General features: G+C 70.2%; 22 protein-coding genes. 8 read left to right on the top strand and 14 right to left on the bottom strand.

Annotated elements, in window-relative coordinates; genetic code table 11:
• Nucleotides 1-115: 115 nt before the first annotated feature.
• From ACOFKX_RS15595 to flgB, 11 genes are read right to left on the bottom strand one after another with little or no spacing between them, the layout of a single operon-like run.
• Nucleotides 116-970, bottom strand: a complete 855-nt coding sequence (locus ACOFKX_RS15595) for a flagellin (protein WP_419827986.1) — start codon at nucleotides 968-970, stop codon at nucleotides 116-118.
• 10 nt (nucleotides 971-980) lie between these two features.
• The gene (gene flgK, locus ACOFKX_RS15590; protein WP_419827985.1) at nucleotides 981-2306 is read right to left on the bottom strand and encodes a flagellar hook-associated protein FlgK; all 1326 of its coding nucleotides are present in this window, start codon (nucleotides 2304-2306) and stop codon (nucleotides 981-983) included.
• Nucleotides 2303-2680, bottom strand: coding sequence for a rod-binding protein (locus ACOFKX_RS15585; protein WP_419827984.1), 378 nt, complete (start codon nucleotides 2678-2680; stop codon nucleotides 2303-2305). The genes flgK and ACOFKX_RS15585 overlap by 4 nt, the downstream gene beginning before the upstream one ends.
• A complete protein-coding gene (locus tag ACOFKX_RS15580) occupies nucleotides 2677-3771 on the bottom strand; it encodes a flagellar basal body P-ring protein FlgI (protein ID WP_419827983.1) in 1095 nt (364 codons plus the stop codon). Before ACOFKX_RS15580 ends, ACOFKX_RS15585 begins: the two co-directional genes overlap by 4 nt.
• Before the next feature lie 11 nt (nucleotides 3772-3782).
• A complete protein-coding gene (locus ACOFKX_RS15575) occupies nucleotides 3783-4511 on the bottom strand; it encodes a flagellar basal body L-ring protein FlgH (protein WP_419827982.1) in 729 nt (242 codons plus the stop codon).
• Nucleotides 4512-4528: 17 nt separating this feature from the next.
• Nucleotides 4529-5317: a flagellar basal-body rod protein FlgG gene (gene flgG / locus ACOFKX_RS15570; protein WP_419827981.1), complete on the bottom strand. Its 789-nt coding sequence runs from the start codon at nucleotides 5315-5317 to the stop codon at nucleotides 4529-4531.
• Between the two features lie 10 nt (nucleotides 5318-5327).
• Nucleotides 5328-6077: a flagellar basal body rod protein FlgF gene (locus ACOFKX_RS15565; protein WP_419827980.1), complete on the bottom strand. Its 750-nt coding sequence runs from the start codon at nucleotides 6075-6077 to the stop codon at nucleotides 5328-5330.
• Nucleotides 6078-6102: 25 nt separating this feature from the next.
• Nucleotides 6103-7407: a flagellar hook protein FlgE gene (locus ACOFKX_RS15560; protein ID WP_419827979.1), complete on the bottom strand. Its 1305-nt coding sequence runs from the start codon at nucleotides 7405-7407 to the stop codon at nucleotides 6103-6105.
• 14 nt (nucleotides 7408-7421) lie between these two features.
• The gene (locus ACOFKX_RS15555) at nucleotides 7422-8102 is read right to left on the bottom strand and encodes a flagellar hook assembly protein FlgD (RefSeq protein ID WP_419827978.1); all 681 of its coding nucleotides are present in this window, start codon (nucleotides 8100-8102) and stop codon (nucleotides 7422-7424) included.
• A gap of 2 nt (nucleotides 8103-8104) precedes the next feature.
• Nucleotides 8105-8509 (bottom strand): flagellar basal body rod protein FlgC, encoded by a 405-nt coding sequence (gene flgC, locus ACOFKX_RS15550; protein WP_419827977.1) that lies wholly within the window; start codon nucleotides 8507-8509, stop codon nucleotides 8105-8107.
• A 5-nt stretch (nucleotides 8510-8514) separates the two neighbouring features.
• On the bottom strand, nucleotides 8515-8871 hold the full coding sequence (gene flgB, locus ACOFKX_RS15545) for a flagellar basal body rod protein FlgB (RefSeq protein ID WP_419827976.1): 357 nt from the start codon (nucleotides 8869-8871) through the stop codon (nucleotides 8515-8517).
• Between the two features lie 230 nt (nucleotides 8872-9101).
• Between flgB and ACOFKX_RS15540 the strand changes: the two genes are divergently transcribed.
• From ACOFKX_RS15540 to ACOFKX_RS15505, 8 genes are all read left to right on the top strand, one after another.
• Nucleotides 9102-9794, top strand: coding sequence for a MotA/TolQ/ExbB proton channel family protein (locus tag ACOFKX_RS15540; protein ID WP_419827975.1), 693 nt, complete (start codon nucleotides 9102-9104; stop codon nucleotides 9792-9794).
• Nucleotides 9791-10270, top strand: a complete 480-nt coding sequence (locus tag ACOFKX_RS15535) for an OmpA family protein (protein WP_419827974.1) — start codon at nucleotides 9791-9793, stop codon at nucleotides 10268-10270. The genes ACOFKX_RS15540 and ACOFKX_RS15535 overlap by 4 nt, the downstream gene beginning before the upstream one ends.
• A 67-nt stretch (nucleotides 10271-10337) precedes the next feature.
• Nucleotides 10338-10865: a flagella basal body P-ring formation protein FlgA gene (locus tag ACOFKX_RS15530; RefSeq protein ID WP_419827973.1), complete on the top strand. Its 528-nt coding sequence runs from the start codon at nucleotides 10338-10340 to the stop codon at nucleotides 10863-10865.
• Entirely contained in the window at nucleotides 10865-11128 is a 264-nt protein-coding gene (gene flgM / locus ACOFKX_RS15525) for a flagellar biosynthesis anti-sigma factor FlgM (protein WP_419827972.1), read from the top strand. The genes ACOFKX_RS15530 and flgM overlap by 1 nt, the downstream gene beginning before the upstream one ends.
• A complete protein-coding gene (locus ACOFKX_RS15520; protein ID WP_419827971.1) occupies nucleotides 11125-11421 on the top strand; it encodes a hypothetical protein in 297 nt (98 codons plus the stop codon). The genes flgM and ACOFKX_RS15520 overlap by 4 nt, the downstream gene beginning before the upstream one ends.
• Nucleotides 11421-12374 carry a lytic transglycosylase domain-containing protein gene (locus ACOFKX_RS15515; RefSeq protein WP_419827970.1) on the top strand — a complete coding sequence of 318 codons (954 nt, stop codon included), beginning with the start codon at nucleotides 11421-11423 and terminating at the stop codon, nucleotides 12372-12374. Before ACOFKX_RS15520 ends, ACOFKX_RS15515 begins: the two co-directional genes overlap by 1 nt.
• A complete protein-coding gene (gene flhA / locus ACOFKX_RS15510) occupies nucleotides 12374-14497 on the top strand; it encodes a flagellar biosynthesis protein FlhA (protein WP_419827969.1) in 2124 nt (707 codons plus the stop codon). Before ACOFKX_RS15515 ends, flhA begins: the two co-directional genes overlap by 1 nt.
• A gap of 14 nt (nucleotides 14498-14511) precedes the next feature.
• Nucleotides 14512-15213: a sigma-70 family RNA polymerase sigma factor gene (locus ACOFKX_RS15505; RefSeq protein WP_419828284.1), complete on the top strand. Its 702-nt coding sequence runs from the start codon at nucleotides 14512-14514 to the stop codon at nucleotides 15211-15213.
• On the opposite strand, the gene ACOFKX_RS15500 is transcribed toward ACOFKX_RS15505, so the two are convergent.
• The 3 genes from ACOFKX_RS15500 to ACOFKX_RS15490 all read right to left on the bottom strand — a co-directional run bounded on the left by ACOFKX_RS15500 (nucleotide 15161) and on the right by ACOFKX_RS15490 (nucleotide 18415).
• Nucleotides 15161-16045, bottom strand: coding sequence for a hypothetical protein (locus ACOFKX_RS15500; protein WP_419827968.1), 885 nt, complete (start codon nucleotides 16043-16045; stop codon nucleotides 15161-15163). The genes ACOFKX_RS15505 and ACOFKX_RS15500 overlap by 53 nt on opposite strands.
• A 102-nt stretch (nucleotides 16046-16147) precedes the next feature.
• On the bottom strand, nucleotides 16148-17101 hold the full coding sequence (locus ACOFKX_RS15495) for a flagellin (RefSeq protein ID WP_419827967.1): 954 nt from the start codon (nucleotides 17099-17101) through the stop codon (nucleotides 16148-16150).
• Nucleotides 17102-17347: 246 nt separating this feature from the next.
• Nucleotides 17348-18415, bottom strand: coding sequence for a flagellin (locus tag ACOFKX_RS15490; RefSeq protein ID WP_419827966.1), 1068 nt, complete (start codon nucleotides 18413-18415; stop codon nucleotides 17348-17350).
• Nucleotides 18416-18442: the final 27 nt, after the last annotated feature.

Raw genomic sequence — 18442 nt, 5'->3', positions numbered from 1 at the left:
GTCGGAGATCCACCCCTTCTCACCAGCAACCCGATCTTCGGGGATGCCTTGGGATTAACCATCAATCCCCAACGAATTGCTAAGCCGCGCGCGCCTCACCGCGGCGCCGATGCGCCTAGCTGAGCTTGTCGAACAGCGTGCTGCGCGAGAGCTGGGCCAGGATCGCCTGCGCGGCGTCGAGCTGCGTCTTCTTCTGGATGAGGTCGGCGGCCGCCGCCGTGACGTCGGTGCTCTCCAGCGAGGAGCGCTCGTCGGCGAGGCTGATCTTCGCGGTGGCGAGCCGATCCTCCGCGGCGGTGATCCGCTGCGTGCGGACGCCGGCGTCCGTGGTCACAACGGAGATGTGCGCCTGCGCGGCGTCGATGCCGGCGGCGGCCTTCGTCATCCCGGCATCGTCGTTCCCCCGCAGCGCCGTGATCGCGCCCGTCAGGATGGTCTTGATGTCGGTGGTCGTGCCGTCGGCGAGCGTCACCTGGCCGAACACGCGATCATAGCTGTCGGACGCCGCGATGGCGAGATCGGGCCCGACCGGGATGGCGGCGGGGCTGGTGCCCGTCCTGGCGTAGAGCGGGGTGCCGGTGAAATCGGTGGAGGCGCCGACCGTGTCGAGCTCGGCCATGATGCCCTGGAGCTCGGTGGCCACGGAGTCGCGGTCGGCCGCGCCCGCGGTGTCGGTGTTGCCCTTGAGCATCAGCTCCTTGGCGCGGACCAGCGCGGTGGTGACGCTGCCGAGACTGTCCTCGAGCTGCGAGGAGACCTGCTTGGCGACGGTGATGTTGCTCGTCCACTGCGTCTGGCTGGACTGCGTCGCCTGGATCTGCGCGATGCGCCGCGCGGCGATGGGGTCGTCCGACGCGGTGTGGATCTTGATGCCGCTGGAGATGTCCGTTTGGATCTGCGCGATATCGGCCGACAGCCGCTGCTGCCGCGCGACTTCGGTGGTGATCGAGTATCTGGTGCCGGAGATCATGGGCGTACCCTCAGATGACGTCGAGAATGGCTTGCATCGTCTCGCGCGCGGCCTGGATGACCTTGGCGGCGCCGGCATAGGCCTGCTGGAAACGGATGAGGTCCGCCGCCTCGGTGTCGAGGTCGACGCTGGACAGGTCGGCGAGCGAGGCGGCGGTCGCGTCGGCGCGCGAGGCGGCGGCGGTGCTGCTCGTCTTGGCGGCGTCGACGGCGCGCGCGTGATCGGTGACGAGCGTGCCCCAGCTCTTCTCGATGCCGCCGTCGCCGCGCAGCGAGGAGAGGGCGAGGAGATTGCCGTTGGTCGCCGCCGGCGCCGTGCCGGCCGCGGGCGACGCGGCGGGCACCTTGGCGGGGTCGGTAGTGGCGAGCGCCAGCGAAGCGGCGGTGGTGCCCGAGACGAGCGTGCCGCCCGCGGCGCCGTTCGCGTCCAGCCCCTTGGCCGACCAGCTGTTGATCTGGGTGGCGAACTGCGTGGCCAGCGTGTCCATGGCCACGCGCCGCGTCGCGATCGTGTCGGCGCTCTTGACGAGGCCCCCGAGCGACCCGCCGACATCGGCGACCGGCGTCTCGTTCGTGGTGCCGATGGCGGTGATCGAGATGCGCCCGGCGTTGGTGCCGGTGCCGAGCGCCAGTGACAGGCGCGCGCCCGGGCCGCCAGACTCGGCGAGCGTCGCGCCGCCGCCGGCGAGCTTCACGTTCGCGCTGCCGTCGCTGGCGAGCGTGACGTCGATGCCGATGGAGGAGGACAGGCTGTCGAGCAGCTTGTCGCGCTGGTCGAGCAGGTTGGCCTGGCCCGCCGTGCCCGCGCGCGCGGCGTGGAGCGCGCTGTTGACGTTGTCGAGGTTGTCCAGCGTGGCGTTCACCGCCTCGACACTGGAGGTGGCGGTGACGCCGACGTCGTCCGACGCGCTCTTGAGCGAGCTGGCGGTCGCGTTGAAGGCGTTGGTGGTGGTCTGGATCGCGGCGAGGAAAGCCTTGCGGCCGCTCGTGTCGCCGGGATTGGCGGCGAGCGCGTCGCCGCTGGTGAAGATGCCGGTCGCGCTCCGGCCGATGCCAGCGGCATCGTCCGACATCGCGCTCTCGACCTTGCCCATCCAGTCGTAATAGGTCGACGCGCTCGCGGCATCGCTGGCGGCGTCGCGCTTGGCGGCCGCCTTGTAGTCGTCCCAGGAGCGATTGATCGACTGGACGACCACGCCGCCCGCGCCGGCCGCCGTCGTGATCGTGCGGCGCGCGTAGCCGGGAGTGGACATGTTGGAGACGTTCTCGCCGATCGTCGCCAGCGCGGTGTTGAACGCCCGGGCGCCGGATGCGCCGATCTGGAGGAGGTCGCTCACAGCTTCAGCCGCGAGACGAGGTCGCCGGCGACGTGCGCGACGCGGCTGCCCGCCTCGACCGCGGCGCCGGCGGCGGCGACCTGCGGAACCATCGGCGAGAGCTGCTTCACCAGCATCTCGGCGACGCCGAGTACGCCCTTGCCGGACATCGAGTCGGCGGTCTTGCTGTCCGCCATGTCCTGGAACTGCTGGGTCGCCTGGCTGTCGAACATGCCGTCTCCAAGGCCTGCCTGGCGCATCGATCCGATCATCTGGCGGAGGAACACCGCCTCGAACGCCTGCGCGGCGGACTTGAGCTTCTCGCCCGCCGCATCGCTGTTCGACGACGAGACGAGTGAGGGCGTCGTGGTGGTGGAGGAAACGCCGGTAATCATAGCACGATCAGCTCCGCCTTCATCGCGCCCGCCTGCTTGAGCGCTTCCAGTATGGCGACGAGATCGGCGGGCGAGGCCCCGATCGCGTTCACCGCCTTGACGATGTCGGCGAGGCTGGCTCCCGCCGTGAGGAACATCGGCGAATGCTTCTCGTCGACCGCGATCGCGCTGTTGGGCGTGACCACCGTCTGTCCTTGCGAGAAGGGCGCGGGCTGCGACACCTGCGGCTTCTCGTCCACCTTCACGGTCAGCTTGCCGTGGCTCACCGCCGCCGGCGCGATCCTGACCGCACCGTTGATAACGACCGTACCCGTGCGAGCATTAACAACTACTCTCGCGGCGGCGTCGGCGGGATCGATATCGAGGTTCTCGATCGACGCCATCAGCGCGGTGCGGAGCTCCGCACCGGGCGCGGCGGTGATCGCCACCGTCTCGGCGTCGATCGCCTGCGCGCGGCCGGGGCCGAGGCGCGCGTTGATCGCCTGCGCCACGCGCTGCACGGTGGTGAGATCGGCCTCCGCCAGGTTGAAGTTGATCGTCGGCGTGGTGGCGAAGCCCGCGTCCACCGCGCGCTCCACCGTCGCGCCGCTGGGGATGCGGCCGGCGGTGGGCACGTTGATGACGACGTTCGATCCGTCCGCCGCCGAGACGCCGAGGCCGCCGACCGCGAGGTTGCCCTGCGCCATCGCGTAGATCTGCCCGTCCGCGCCGACCATCGGCGACATCAGCAGCGTGCCGCCGCGCAGCGACTTGGCCTTGCCGAGCGCGGACACGGTGATGTCGAGCGTCTGGCCGGGCTTGGCGAAGGCGGGCAGTTCGGCGGTGATGATGACGGCGGCGGCGTTCTTGGTCGCCGGATTGATGCCGGCGGGGATCTGGAGGCCGAGCCTGGAGGCGACGCCCTTCATCGCCTGCGTGGCATATTCCAGGCTGTCGTCGCCGGTGCCGGCGAGACCCACCACGATGCCGTAGCCGGTGAGCTGGTTGGTGCGCAGCCCCTGGAACTGGCCGAGATCCTTGATCCGCGCGGCGGATGCGGGGGCGGCCGCGCCAGACAGGGCGGCGAGCACGAGCAGCAGGCGCTTCACCATGGCGGACCTCATCAGAACGGGCTCACGCGGCTGAAGAAGCGGCCGAGCCAGCCCTGCGAGGAGGCGCGCGCGATCTCGCCCTTGCCCGAATAGGTGATCTTGGCGTCGGCGACGCGGGTCGACAGCACCGAATTATCCGAGCCGATGTCGACGGGCCGCACGATGCCGGCGATCTGCACGAACTCGTCGCCGCGGTTGAGCGTCAGGTGCTTCTCGCCGCGCACGGCGAAATTGCCGTTGGGCAGGATCTGCGCGATCGTCACGGTGACGGCGCCCGAGAGCTGGTTGGATTGGGCGGCGCCGCCGGTGCCCTTGAAGGTGCCATTGCCGCCGAGCGAGGCGTCGGACGACTTGAAGAAGGACAGCGGGCCCGTCGTCGGCGGGGTGAGGCCGATATTGCCGGAGCGATCGGTGCTGGCCGAGTTGGTCTTGGTCGCGGCCGTCTTCTCCACGAGCACGATCGTCAGCGTGTCGCCCACCATCGCGGCGCGCGCGCCGCTCGTCAGCGGCGCGTAGCCCATCGAGGCGTGGAAGATCGCGCCGTCGGCCGGGGGCGCCAGCGGCAGGATCGGCGCGGACGGCGCGTATTCGTTGATCTTGGGCTCCTTGTGCCGCGCCTCGGCGGGCTGGGGGAAGCCGAGCGTCGCGGCGACGATCGCCAGCCCGAGGGCGGCGACCGGCACGCGCAGCGACGGCGGGCGCCGACGCGACGAGGGGGAGCGGGGGAGGGTACGCGACATCGCGGATCGGGCCTTCGTCAGATCTGCTGGTTGGCGAACTGGAGCATCTCGTCCGTCGCCTTGATCATCTTGGAGTTGACCTCGTAGGCGCGCTGCGTCTCGATCATGTCGACGAGCTCCTCGACGACGTTGACGTTGGAGGCCTCAAGCGAACCCTGCTCGATCGAGCCGCGCCCCTCGGTGCCGGCATCGCCGACCTGCGGCGCGCCGGACGCCTGCGTCTCGGTGAGCAGGTTGTCGCCGACCGACTTCAGGCCGGTGGGGTTGGTGAAGCTCGCGAGCTGGATTTTGCCGAGCTGCGTCGCCTCGGTGGAGCCGGCGGCGGTGGCCGAAACGGTGCCGTCGGCGCCGATCGTGATGTTGGTCACGCCCTGCGGCACCTGGATGTTGGGCACCAGCGCGCGGCCGTCGGCGGTGGTGATCTGGCCTTCCGACGACAGCGAGAAATTGCCGTCGCGGGTGTAGGCGGTGGTGCCGTCGGGCTGCTGGACCTGGAAGAAGCCGTTACCCTGGATCGCGACGTCGAGCGCGTTGCCGGTCTGGTTGAGCGACCCTTGCGTGTCGGACCGCGAGGTGCCCGTCATCTTGACGCCGGTTCCGAGTGCGGCGCCCTGCGTATACTTGTCGTCGCCCGACGAGGTGGCGCCTGGCTCCTTCATATACTGGTAGGCCAGCGTCTGGAAATTGGCGCGATCGCGCTTGAACCCGGTGGTGTTCACGTTCGCGATGTTGTTCGCGATCACCTGCATGCGCTCCTGCTGAGCGTCGAGGCCGGTGCGGGCGACGTGGAGGGCGGCGTTCGTCATCGTCTTGTCCTCAGTTCGGCAGGTTCATGAGATCGGCGGCGGAGCTGTCCATCTCCTTGGCGCCGGCGAGCATCTTGACCTGGGTCTCCCAGGCGCGGCTCGCGTCGATCATGTCGGTGAGCGTCTTGGTGACGGAGACGTTCGATCCTTCCAGCGCGCCGGGGGCGACGCGGGCATCGGGGTCGGAGGGCAGCGTGCCCCCGCCCGCGACGCGGAACAGCCCGTCCTCGCCCTTGGTGATCTTGGATCCGGCGGCGGAGACGAGCTTGAGCTGCTCCACCTGTTGCGGCTGCGCGGGATCGCCGCCCTGCGGCACGATCCACACCGCGCCCGTCTTGTCGATCGACACCTTGTCGGCGGGCGGCAGCGTGATCGGGCCGCCGTCGCCCAGCACGGGCGAGCCGTCGCCGGTGGTGAGCAGCCCGCTGTCGGAGACGGTGAGATCGCCGCGCCGCGTATAGGCCTCGCCCCCGCCCGGCGCCTGCACGCCGAGCAACGCGTCGCCGTCGAGCGCGACGTCGAGGTCGCGCCCGGTGGCGACGACCGCGCCCGCCTTGGTGTCGGCGCGCTGGACCGACTGCTCGGTCTGCGCGCGGGTGGCGACGGACCCGTCGCCCGGCGCCACGTACACCGACGTCGCGTCCGCCATGTCGCCGCGGAAGCCGGTGGTGTTGGCGTTGGCGAGGTTCGCCGCCGTCACCGTCTGCCGCGCCATGAGCGCGCGCATCGCCGACAGCGAGGTGTAGATCAGCCGGTCCATCGGTCAGCCTCTCGACGATAAGGGTTTACTGGAGGTTGATGATCGACTGGAGCATCTGCTTGTCGGTATCGATCGCCTTGGCGTTGGCCTGGAAGTTGCGCTGCGCCGAGATCAGGCTGACGAGCTCCGCCGTCAGGTCCACGTTGGAGAGTTCGAGCGCGCCCGAGTTGATCTGGCCGCGCCCGTCGACATTGGCCTCGCCGACCTGCGCGTCGCCGCTCTTGCCGGTGACGGTCCACGACGTGCTGCCCGCCTGGTGGAGACCGCCGGGATTGGCGAAGGTCGATACCGCCACCTTGCCCAGCGCCTGCGTCGTGCCGTCCGAATAGCCCGCCGCGATGAGGCCGTCCTCTCCGACGGTGAGGCCGTTGAGCTTGCCCGTCGTCTTGCCGTCCTGCGCCGACTTGACGGTGGTGAACGAGTAGTTGCCCTGCTTCGTCGACGCGCCGTAGGTCAGCGACAGGCTCATCGGGGCGGCGGCGCCGGTGGGCTGCACCGCGTCGTAGGTGGTCTTGGTCGTCGGCGACTTGAGCGAGCCGTCCGAGTTGAACACCACTTTCTGCGGATCGGTGGTTCCGGTCGGAAAGACTTCCTTGTCGCCGACATAGGTGTGCACGGTCCAGGTGCTCGTTCCGTCATCGCTGCCGTTGGCGGCGGGCTTGGTGTCGCGGATATAGTAGGAGGTCATCGGCAGCGCGCTGCCGACCTGATCGTACACCGTCGTCGACGTCGCATAGTTGTAGCTGTTCGCGTCGCTCTTGCTGAAGGCGTAGGGATTGGACGTGCCGTAGGTCGAGCGCGCTGCCGGCAGGTCGGCGTCGGCCGGGAAGGTCAGCGTCGACTCGATCGAGCTCGTCGCCTTGGGCGTGCCGCTCGTCGGCGGGACGTGCAGCCCCTGCATCGCGTCGAGGCCGGTGGCGATCGTGTTGCCGAGGCTGTCGACCGGCAGCACCTGAAGCACCGAGCCGCCCGAATCCACGACGTCGTTGTTGCCATTGACGGTGAAGGCGCCGTTACGGGTGAACTTGGTCTGGTTGCCGGTGCCCGTCGAGCGCGTGACGAAGAAGCCCTCGCCGCCGACCATCAGGTCGAGCGCGCGGCTGGTCGTCTGCGTCGAACCCTGCGTGAAGTCCTGGCTGATGCTCTTGAGGCGCGTGCCCTGGCCTACCGACGACGACTGCGACTGCATTGCCGACGACGAGATGAGGTCGCCGAACTCGGCGCGGCTCGACTTGAAGCCGCTGGTGCCGACGTTCGCGATGTTGTTCGACGTCGTGTTGAGATCGAGCTGCGCGGCGTTCAGGCCGGAGAGCGAGGTGTAGAAGGACATGGGGGACGCTCCTCTTACGAAAGGCTGAGCACGTCGGCAGGCGCGACGGTGCCGTTGGCGGTGGTGATCTGCGCGGAGGCGCCGCCGGCCGGCGACTGCACGCCGGTGACGGTCGCCCAGGTGGCGACGCTGGGTGTGATCGCGCCGGCCGCGCCCGAGGCGGAGACGACGACCTTGAGCGGGCCGGTGACGCTGGTGCCGTCCGGCTTCTTGCCGTCGAACGAGAAGTCGAGCGTGCCCGCCTTCTGCGCTGTGAGCGACTGCGAGTAGACGGAGGCGCCCGTCGCGTCCTGAAGCTCGACGCTGACCGCCGAGGCGTCGGACGGCAGCGTCACCTCGCCCTGGTAGCTGCCGTCTGCGAGCGGTTGCGCGCTGGACGAGGTGGTGAGCGCCGCCTTGCCGATCCAGCTCGCCGCGTCGCCGACGCGGTTGCCGGTGATCTCCGACAGCAGCGACTTCAGCGACGAGTTCATCTCGGTGATGCCCGAGGTCTGCGTCATCTGGCTGAGCTGCTGCGTCATGGTGTTCGAATCCATCGGCGACGTCGGATCCTGGCTGGTCATCTGCGTGGTGAGCAGCTTCAGGAAACCGGCCTGGTCGATCGATTGCGAACCCGTCGTCTTCTTCGTCGCGGTCGACGACGTCTTCAGGCTGTCGAGGTAGCTGTTGGTGGATGTGGCGGTGGTGGTCGTCATGATTACTGCCCGAGCTTGAGGGTATCGAGGGTCAGCGTCTTGGCGGTCTGGAGCACCTGGACGTTGTTCTGGTATTGGCGCTGCGTCTCGATCATCTCGACGAGCTCGGCGGCGCCATCCACGCCCGCGTCCCAGACGTTGCCGTCCTTGTCCGCCAGCGGATTGGTCGGATCGAAGCGCTTGGTCGGCTCGGTGGCGGACTGGACGACCTGATCGACCTTGACGGTGGACACGCCCGGCGCGTCCGACACCTGGGTGAAGACGGGCTTCAGCGCGCGATAGGCGCCTTCCTTGGTGGTGGCGACGGTGCCCGCGTTGGCGAGGTTCGACGCGATCGTGTTCAGCCGCACGAGCTGCGCCGACATGGCGCGGCCCGATATGGAGAAGAGGTTCATATGATCGGACATGGTTCTTATTCGCCCTTCAGCGCCTGCATGACCGTGCCGATGCGGCCTTGGAGGAAGGAGAGGGTGGCGCGGTAGGCGACCGCGTTCTCGGCGAACTGGGTCTGCTCGGTGGAAAGCTCGACGGTGTTGCCGTCGGGCGAGGCCTGGATCGGCACGCGATACTCGACATTCTCGTCGGCCGCCTGATCGACGCTGGCGCCGGTGGAGGCGGTGGCGGCGTCCAGCGCCTTGGCGAAATCGATGTCGCGCGCCTTGAAGCCCGGCGTCGCGGCGTTGGCGATGTTGGAGGCGAGCATCGCCATCCGCTGCGAGCGCAGCGCCAGCGCCTTGCCGTGGATGCCGAAGAGCGCGTCGTCCGCCATTTTCCTGTCCGGGCCTCTAAAGTTTCGCGTCGCGTCGCCGTTACCGGCTTCGGGATGGTCGGCGCGTCGCGGTGATGCGATCGCGTCGGCCAGACATGTGCAACCCGCGTGCCAACTGCGTGGCACGAGGGCGGCGGGGACGTGAGACGGGCTCCGGCGGCAGGCGACTGCCGGCGGGCGGCAATTTCTTGCCGGTCGGCTTGCCGCCGCCGGTGCAGCGGGGTGTATGCGTGGGGCTCGGTGGCATCTTCCTGGATCCGGTGGCGCCGCTGCTCGTGATCGGCGGCGCGGGCGCTATCGCGGCGATGCGATCGACCGCGGGCGACTGCGCGCGGGCGTTCGCGGCGCTTGGCCCACTGCTGCGCGCATCCCCCGAGCGGGATGCTCAGGCCGCGCGCGTCGCCGTCAACCGCATCGTCGAGCAGGCGCACGCCGCTTCGATCGCTAGCGTCGATCGCGCGCCGCTGGTCGAGCGCTTCCTCGCGCGCGCCTCGCGCGTGCTCGCCGACAGCGTAGATGCCGACGCGTTCCGCCGCTGGGGCGAGGAGGAGGTCGCGTCGCGGGCGTCGCGCCACGCCGCCGCCCACGCCTTCTGGAACGCGGCCGCCGATGCCGCGCCCGCGCTCGGCATGATCGGCACCGTCGTCGGGCTGATCGGGATGTTCGGCGCGATGGACGATCCGGCCCGGATCGGCCCGGGCATGGCGCTGGCGCTGACCACCACGCTGTGGGGCATCGTGATCGCCAACCTCGTCGCGGGGCCGATCGCCGCCCGACTCCAGCGGCTGTCGGCGTGCGAGATCGCGTGGCAGGAGAAGGCGCTCGGCCGGCTGGAGACGCTGGCGCGCGAGCAGCTTCGCGTCGGCCCGGCGCCCGTGGAGGCGCGCGTCACTTCGCTCGACGTACGGCGCCGCGCGGCATGAATGCTCCCGCCGCCCGTGCGCGCTGGACGCTGAGCTTCGCCGATCTCTGCCTGGTGCTGCTCGCCTTCCTGCTGATGCTCCAGGCCAACCGCGCCAGCCCGCAGGCGCTGGGCGCGGGCATCCGCACCGCCTTCGGCGCGTCGCCGCCGCTCGTCAGCGATCGCGTCGCCGCAAGCCTGTTCGAGCCGGGCGAGGCGATCCTGCGCGGCGATGCGCGTGCCGATCTCGTCGCGATCGGGCGCGGCGCGGCGGCGGCGCACGCCGTCGTGACGGTGGAGAGCCGGGGCAGCGACGGCGCCTCGCGTCGCTTCGACGGGTGGGAGCTCGCCGCCGCGCGCGCCGCCGCCGTCGCGCGCGCGATCGCGGAAGGCGGCCTCGACCCTGTGCGGATCGACGTCTCGGTGGCGGGGATGCGCGACGCCACGCGGCTGCGGGGGCAGCGGCTGAGGATAACGACCGTGCCGCGCGCCGCTTAAGCGCGTTAACGGATTTTTGGGAGGACATGCCGCTTAACGGCCCCCGAAACCTCGGGGATCGACCGTCATGGCGTGCCGTTCGCTGGCCTTTTTCCTGTGTATCGCCTGCTCCGGTGCGGCCTCCGCCGCCGCCGGCGCGGACGGGTTCGAAGACATGGCGAAACTCGAATCACGAGTCGTGGCGGCGCTCGACGTCGATGTCGGCCAGCCCGGCGGCCCCGTCGCGCACATCGACAAGCGGCTGAAGCTCGCCGCCTGCCCCGCACCCGTCACGATCGATCCGCCTGCGCTGGGCGCGCTGCCGCTGCGTTGCGAGCCGCTCGGCTGGCGGCTGCGCGTGCCGCTGGTCCGCGTGGCAGCCGCGCAGTCCACTCCCGGCTTCGCGCCGGCCGCCGCGCAGGCGCCGCCGATCATCAAGCGCGGCGATCCCGTGCAACTCGTGTCGGGCGCGGACGGCTTCAGCGTCTCGATGGCGGGCACCGCGCAGGAGGACGGCCGCGCCGGCGGGCGACTCCGCGTCAAGACGGAGGTCTCGGGTCCGGTGGTGATCGGCCAGGTGGTCGATGCCGGCATCGTGCGCGTGGGTACCTACTGATGCTGAACGGCATCGGCTCCTCCACCTCTTCGCCGATCGGCACGCAGCGCGGCGGCGACGCCAAGCGCGTCGACGTCGCGGGCACGCGGACCACCTCGTCGGGCGAGGGCGGCATCGCCACCACGGTCGGCCGCATCGCCGCCGAAGGGCCGCCCATCGAGACCGACCGCGTCGCCGCGCTCCGCGCCGCGATCCGCGGCGGCACCTACATGGCCGATCCCGATGCGATCGCCACCAAGATGATCGCGGGCGACCTGTTATGAGCGCGCTGGACGAGTTGATGGCGGGCGAGCGCGCGCTGATCGCGGCGCTCGATGCCGACGATGCGAACGCCATCGAGCGCGCCAGCGCCGAGGTCGCCGCCGCGCTGCCGCGCCTCGGCGAGGACGATGCCTCGCGCGATCAGGCGGAGGAGGCGATGCGCCTCGCGCACACCGCACGCGCGATGCTCAATCTGCTCTCCGATCGCACCGAGCGCCGCTTGGGCCGGCTGACCGCGGAGACGGGCATCGCCGGCCCCGCAACCTATGGCCGCAACGCCAGGCTGCGGCGCTGATGGCGCTCACCATCATCCCCGGCCCCCGCGAGCGGGGCGCGAGCGCGGCCGATCTCGCCGCCGCTCCCGCGAACTCCGTCGGCGGCCGCGTGCAGAATGCGATCGCGTCCGCCGCGTCCTCGACGGGCGTCGACTTCCATTATCTCTACCGCCAGGCCTCGATCGAGAGCGGGCTCAACCCGAACGCGCAGGCCAAGACGTCCAGCGCGTCGGGCCTCTACCAGTTCATCTCGCAGAGCTGGCTGGGCGTCGTGAAGAAGCATGGCGCCGAGCACGGGCTCGAATGGGCAGCGAACGCCATCACGCGCGGCTCGGACGGCCGCTTCTATGTTTCGGACGAAACCACCAAGCAGCAGATCCTGGCATTGCGACAGGACCCGTCGACCTCCGCCGTGATGGCGGGCGAATATGCGTCGGACAACAAGGACATCCTGCAGGCGAAGCTCGGCCGCGAAGTGGGCTCGGTCGATCTCTACCTCGCGCATTTCCTGGGGCCGGCGGGCGCGACGCGCTTCCTGAAGGCCAAGGACGGCGATCCCAGCCAGTCGGCCGCCAGCGTGATGCCCGCGGCCGCGCGCGCCAATCGCTGGGTGTTCTACGACAAGGCCGGCAACCCGCGCAGCGTCGCCCAGGTCTATGAACGCTTCGCCCAGCGTTTCGAGAAGGGCGGTTCGCCCGCCTCCGGCAGCACCGGCACCACCACTCCGGCGGTGAGCGGCGCGACCATGCTCGCTTCCGCCTCGCGCCCGGCCGACACCGCCGCCGAGATCGCGCGGATGCAGCTCGCCGCGATGAACGGCACCACCGATGACGGCATGACCAGCGTCGCCGCGTTCGGCACCGGCGGCGCAACCCAGCAGAGCCGGACGCTCGCCAACGCCGCGCTGATGAGCCCGAGCCCGAAGACGGCCAAGCTCGCCTACCTCATGCTCGCGGGCATGGGCCTGAGCTGATGGCCACGACGGCGATCAACAAGCGCGTCTGGCTGGACGCGGTGCGCGGCGGCATCCTGCCGATGGCGTCGCTGATGCTGATCGCGCTGATGGTCGTGCCGATGCCGGCGATCATGCTCGATCTCGGCTTCATCACCAACATCGTGATCAGCCTCGCGGTGCTGATGGTGGCGTTGAACGCTGCGCGCCCGCTCGATTTCTCCGCCTTTCCGACCGTGCTGCTGTTCGCGACGCTGCTGCGCCTCGCGTTGAACGTCGCCTCCACCCGCGTCGTTCTGGTGCATGGCCACGAGGGCGAGGCGGCCGCCGGCCACGTCATCGAGGCGTTCGGCAGCTTCCTGATCGGCGGCAATTACGCGGTCGGCATATTCGTGTTCGCTATCGTGATGATCATCAACCTGGTGGTCATCACCAAGGGCGCGGGCCGCGTGTCCGAAGTGTCGGCGCGCTTCACCCTCGATGCCATGCCCGGCAAGCAGATGGCGATCGACGCGGACCTGAACGCCGGGCTGCTCACGCCCGACGAGGCCAAGGTCCGCCGCCAGGAGGTCGCCACCGAGGCGGACTTCTACGGCTCGATGGACGGTGCGTCCAAGTTCGTGAAGGGCGACGCGATCGCCGGCGTGCTGGTGCTGGCGGTGAACGTGCTCGGCGGGCTCGTGCTCGGCGTCGTCAGCCACCAGATGGCGATCGGCGACGCCGCGCGCAATTACGTCCAGCTCGCGATCGGCGACGCGCTGGTGGCGCAGATCCCCGCGCTGCTGCTGTCGATCGCGGCGGCGTCGATCGTCACGCGCGTCAACTCGCCGCTGGATCTCGCCGGCCAGATCGGCAGCCAGTTCGGATCGGCCAAGGCTTGGACACCGGTGTCGGGCATCCTGATCGTGCTCGGCCTCATGCCGGGGATGCCGCACCTCATCATCCTGCCCGCCGCTGGCCTGTCCGGCTTCGTCGCGTGGCGGCTGCGCGGGGCGGACGCGCTCAAGAAGGCCGAGGCCGCGCTCGCCGCGCAGCCCGCCAAGGCCGAACCTGCCAATCCAAGCCAGATCGGCTGGGAGGAGGTCTCCGACGGCGCGCCGCTGGGCCTCGAGATCGGCTACGGCCTCGTCGGCCTCGTCGACGAGCGCAAAGGCGCGCCGTTGATGGGCCGCATTACCGGCATCCGCCGCCAGCTCTCCAAGGAACTCGGCTTCGTGCTGCCGATGGTGCGCGTGCGCGACAACATGAACCTGTCGCCCAACGCCTACCGCATCACCGTAGCGGGCGTGTGCGTGGGCGAGGACGAGTGCATGCCGAACGACCTGCTCGCGCTCGACAGCGGCGATCTCGCCGGCACCATCGAAGGCCGCGCCGTCAAGGACCCGACCTTCGGGCTCGACGCGGTGTGGATCCCGGCGGAGGAGCGCGCGCGCGCGGTGGTGCTGGGCTATACCGTCGTCGATCCCTCCACCGTCATCGCCACGCACCTGAACCAGCTCGTCGCGATGTCGGCCGCGGACCTGTTCGGCATGGACGAGGCGCAGAAGCTGCTCGACGCGCTGAAGGAAGCCGCGCCGCAGCTCGCCGGCGCGCTCACGCCGCAGCCGCTCAGCCTCGCGCAGATCGCCGCCGCGTGCCGCACGCTCTTGACCGAAGGCGTGCCGCTCAAGGATTTCCGCCGCATCGCCGAGGCCATGGCGGACGCCGCGCGCGAGGAGGGCGACGCCAACCAGTTCGTCGAGAATGTCCGCCGCCGCATCGGCGCGCTGATCGTCCAGACGCTGGTGCCGGTACGCGCGCCGCTCGCGGTCGTGACGCTCGACGCGAGCCTGGAGAGCCTGCTGACGCAGGCCGTGCGCACCGGCCCCAACGCCAGCCACCCGATCGAGCCCGCGCTCGCGCAGCGCATCGTCCAGGCGGTGGGCGAGGCGGCGCACCCGCTGATCGGGGAGGGGCGCCGCTTCGCCGTCGTCACCTCTCCGATCGCCCGCCGCGCGCTCGCCCGCCTGCTCCGCCCGCATCTGGCCGACGCGCCGGTGCTCTCCTTCCTTGAAATCCCCGACGGCAAGGCGGTCGAGGTCGTCGCCGTGGTCGGCGGCGCCCAGCCCCAGGTCGGCCACCGCAATCCGGAGCTCGCCGCGTGAACGCGCATTCTCCCATGACCTACGGCCGCAAGCCCGCGCGCGAGCGTCCGGCCGATCTCGTCCAGGCGCACATGCCGCTGGTGCGCAAAATCGCCTGGCACGTCCACGGCCGCGTCTCGAACGCCATCGACATCGAGGATCTCGTCCAGATCGGCATGGTCGCGCTCGTCGAGGCGGCGGGCGGCTACGAGGATCGCGGCCACGCCTTCGCCACCTACGCGGGCATGCGGGTGAGGGGGGCGATGATCGACCATCTCCGCCGCCACGCCAGCCAGTGTCGCTCCGGCATGGCCAAGCGCAAGGAGATCGCGCGCGCCCGCGCCGAGCTGGAGGCGAAGCTCGGCCGCGCCGCCGGCGAGGCCGAGATGGCGCAGGCCATGGGCCTGGACGCCGCCGGCTACCGCGAGCTCGCCGACGCCGCCGAGGCGGTGCGCCACGAGAGCATCGACGAGGTCTATTCCGATCAGTCGATGTGGTTCGCCGACCTGGCGGAGGGGGCCGACGAGGCGCTCGACCACGACAATCTCAAGCTCGCCCTGGCCGCCGCGATCAAGCAGCTACCGCAGCGCGAGGCGATGGTCCTCCAGCTTTACTTCGTGGAAGAGCTGAACCTGGAGGAGATCGGCCGCGTGCTCGATATCGGCGCGGCGCGCGTCTGCCAGATCAAGAAGGCCGCGCTGGATAAGGTGCGCGTGACGCTCGCCGACCTGGCGTAGCGCCGTCCAGCCGATCCTCGATCCGGTCGAGCCGGGTCGCCAGTTCGGACAATCCCTCCCGCGTCATGCCGGTCAGCGCGCCCATCCCGTCCGGCTGATGCCCGGCGAGCGACGCCCGGAAGCCGTCGAGCCCACGCCTGAACTCGTCCGCCGACAGGCCGTCGCCAGGCGCGGCGTGCGCGCTCGCCACCGCCAGCCGACGGGACGCGGCGTCGAGCGCGGCGATCGTGGCGGGCAGCTTCGCCAACGCCTCGTGCTCCGCGCGCGCCTCGGCGCGCTCCGCCTGCACCGCCGCCAGCGTGCGGCCGACGGTGACGACCGCGCCCAGCGAGGCGAGGCTCGCCACGCAGCTCAGCGTCGCCGCGCCGGCGACGAGATGGCGGCCGATGCCGCCCGACAGCAAGCCCTTGGCGCGGCCGGCCGGCGGCGTCTCGGGGGCGGAGAGCGCGTCGACGCCGGGCTCGACGGACGCAGCGTCGAAGAGCGGGACGTCCGACGGCTCGGCGGCCATCGCGTCCGGGAGCGCGGCCGGCGTCGACCCGGTTGCCGGCACATCGCCGAACAGCGCGTCGAGCGCCTCGTCGTCGCGCGCGGCGGATGCGGGGGCGATCTCGGCGATAACAACGGTCGCGGCGGGTGCCGCGCCGAGCATGTCCGGATCGAGGGGATCGGCAGCGCGGGCGGCGGGCTCCGCCTCGGCGGCCTTGGCGCGGCCCTTCCTGGCCGCGCGGGGCTTCGCAGGTGGTGGCGGCGGCGGTGGCGCGGCATCCTCGAAGGTCAGCTCGTCGTCGTCGCCGACGAAGGCGGAGGCATCGAAGGGCGCGTCGGTCATGGCTGCGGTCCCGCGGGGCTTGAGACACGAATGGCCCCCGGCGCGGGGGAGCGGTTGCGCCGGGGGCCATCCCTGGGCCTTCAGTGGAGGGTGATCAGACCCTTACTGGAGGAGCTTGAGCACGCCCTGCTGCGACTGGTTGGCCTGGGCGAGCATGGCGGTGGAGGCCTGCGAGAGGATCTGGGCCTTGGCGAGGTTGGTGGTCTCGGCCGAGAAGTCCGCGTCCGAGATGCGGCTGCGGGCGTCGGTGAGGTTGGTGACGTTGTTGGTGAGGTTGTTCACCGCCGAGTTGAGCTGGCTCTGCGCCGCGCCCAGCCCGGCCCGCACCGAGTTCACCGACTTCAGCAGGCTGTCGACGCTGGCGATCGTCACCTGCGCGTTGGCGACGCCGTTGCTGGTCGCACCGGTGTGCGCGGTGTTGGAGACGACGAGGTTGCCGGCGACCGCGGCGGTGCCGCTGGTGGTGCCGTCCGACTGGGCGTGCATCTTGCTGATGTCGATCTTGCCGACCGTCACGGTGATCTGGTCGGACGAGGTCGAGCCCGCACCGGCCTGGATCTTGACCGAGACGTCGGCGGTCGGCGCCGTGCCGTCCGCGATCGCGCCGGTGGTGGCCGTCGTCGAGCCGGCGTTGGTGCCGACCGAGAAGAGCGACACGCCGTTGAAGCTCGTGTTCTGCAGCACGCTCGAGATCTGCGAGGTGAGCTGGCCGACTTCCGTCTGCATGTTGGCGCGGTCGTCGTCGGAGTAGGTGCCCGAAGCCGCCTGCACGGCCAGCTCGCGGACCCGCTGGAGCATGTTGGTGACCTCGCCCAGCGCGCCGTCGGCGGTCTGGACCAGCGAGACGCCGTCGTTGGCGTTGCGGATCGCCTGGTTCATGCCCGAGATCTGCGAGGTCATCGAGTTGGAGATGGCGAGGCCGGCGGCGTCGTCGGACGCCGAGTTGATGCGCTTGCCCGAGGACAGGCGGGCCATCGCGGTCTGGAGCTGCATGTCGGCCATGCGGCTGCCGTTCTGCGCGCGCAGGGCGGAGGAGTTGGAGTTGATGACGGTCATGACGAGAACCTTTCCCTGGGGCCGGCCGGATCGAAGATCCTCGTCGGCTACATTCCAGGTAACGACCGTTCGGACGGCGACTTTAGGCTCGGGAGGCGCTTTTTTCTCGCGCTAACGGGCTGATCCGGACGCGACAAAACCGCCGCCGGCATGGGCCGGGGCGGTTTGACACGAATGGCCCCCGGCGCGGGGGAGCGGTTGCGCCGGGGGCCATCCCTGGGCCTTCAGTGGAGGGTGATCAGACCCTTACTGGAGGAGCTTGAGCACGCCCTGCTGCGACTGGTTGGCCTGGGCGAGCATGGCGGTGGAGGCCTGGCTTAGGATCTGGGCCTTGGCGAGGTTGGTGGTCTCGGCCGAGAAGTCCGCGTCCGAGATGCGGCTGCGGGCGTCCGTCAGGTTGGTGACGTTGTTGGTGAGGTTGTTCACCGCCGAGTTGAGCTGGCTCTGGGCGGCGCCCAGGCCGGCCCGCACCGAGTTCACGTTCTTCAGCATCGTGTCGACGAAGCCGATCGTCTGCTGGGAACTGGTCGCGGTGCCGACCTGGAACTCGCTGTCGACGGTGACGTCCTTGGCGACGCCGGCCGAGCCGCCGGTGTTCGCGACGAACCACTTGTCGCCGGCCACGACCGTCTTCGTCTTGCCGATGTCGGCCTCGGTGACGACGCTGCCGAACGTCGCGCCGGCGGCATAGTCGTCGATCGTCACCACCCGCGTCGTGCCGATCGCGGCACCGCTCGCGCCGGCGGTGAGGTCACCCTTCGGCGCCGTGTAGGAGAAGGTCGTCGCGAGATTGGACACGTTGATGGCCGTGGAGTCGCTGGCGCCCGCGCCCGACTGGATCACCGTCTTGGTGCCGTTGCCCGCCGTACCGGCCGTGGCGGCGGAGTTGTACTTCGCCGTATCGAACAGGGCGACGCCGTTGAACTTGGTGCCCGTCAGCGTCGTCTTGATCTGCGAGGTGAGCGAGCTCACCTCGGTCTGCATGTTGGCGCGGTCGTCGTCGGAGTAGGTGCCCGAGGCGGCCTGCACGCTCAGCTCGCGGACGCGCTGGAGCATGTTGGTGACCTCGCCCAGCGCGCCGTCGGCGGTCTGGACCAGCGAGACGCCGTCGTTGGCGTTGCGGATCGCCTGGCTCATGCCCCTGATCTGCGAAGTCATCGAGTTGGAGATGGCGAGGCCGGCGGCGTCGTCGGACGCCGAGTTGATGCGCTTGCCCGAGGACAGGCGGGCCATCGCGGTCTGGAGCTGCATGTCGGCCATGCGGCTGCCGTTCTGGGCGCGCAGGGCCGACGAGTTGGAATTGATGACGGTCATGTCAGAACCCTTTCCGGTTCACCGGGA

Origin of the sequence: Sphingomonas sp. (assembly GCF_965200105.1) — a bacterium.
In the GTDB taxonomy this organism is placed as follows: Bacteria; Pseudomonadota; Alphaproteobacteria; order Sphingomonadales; family Sphingomonadaceae; genus Solisphingomonas.
The sequence above is the reverse complement of the archived record's forward strand: the minus strand, read 5'-3'. Positions and strand labels throughout refer to the sequence as shown.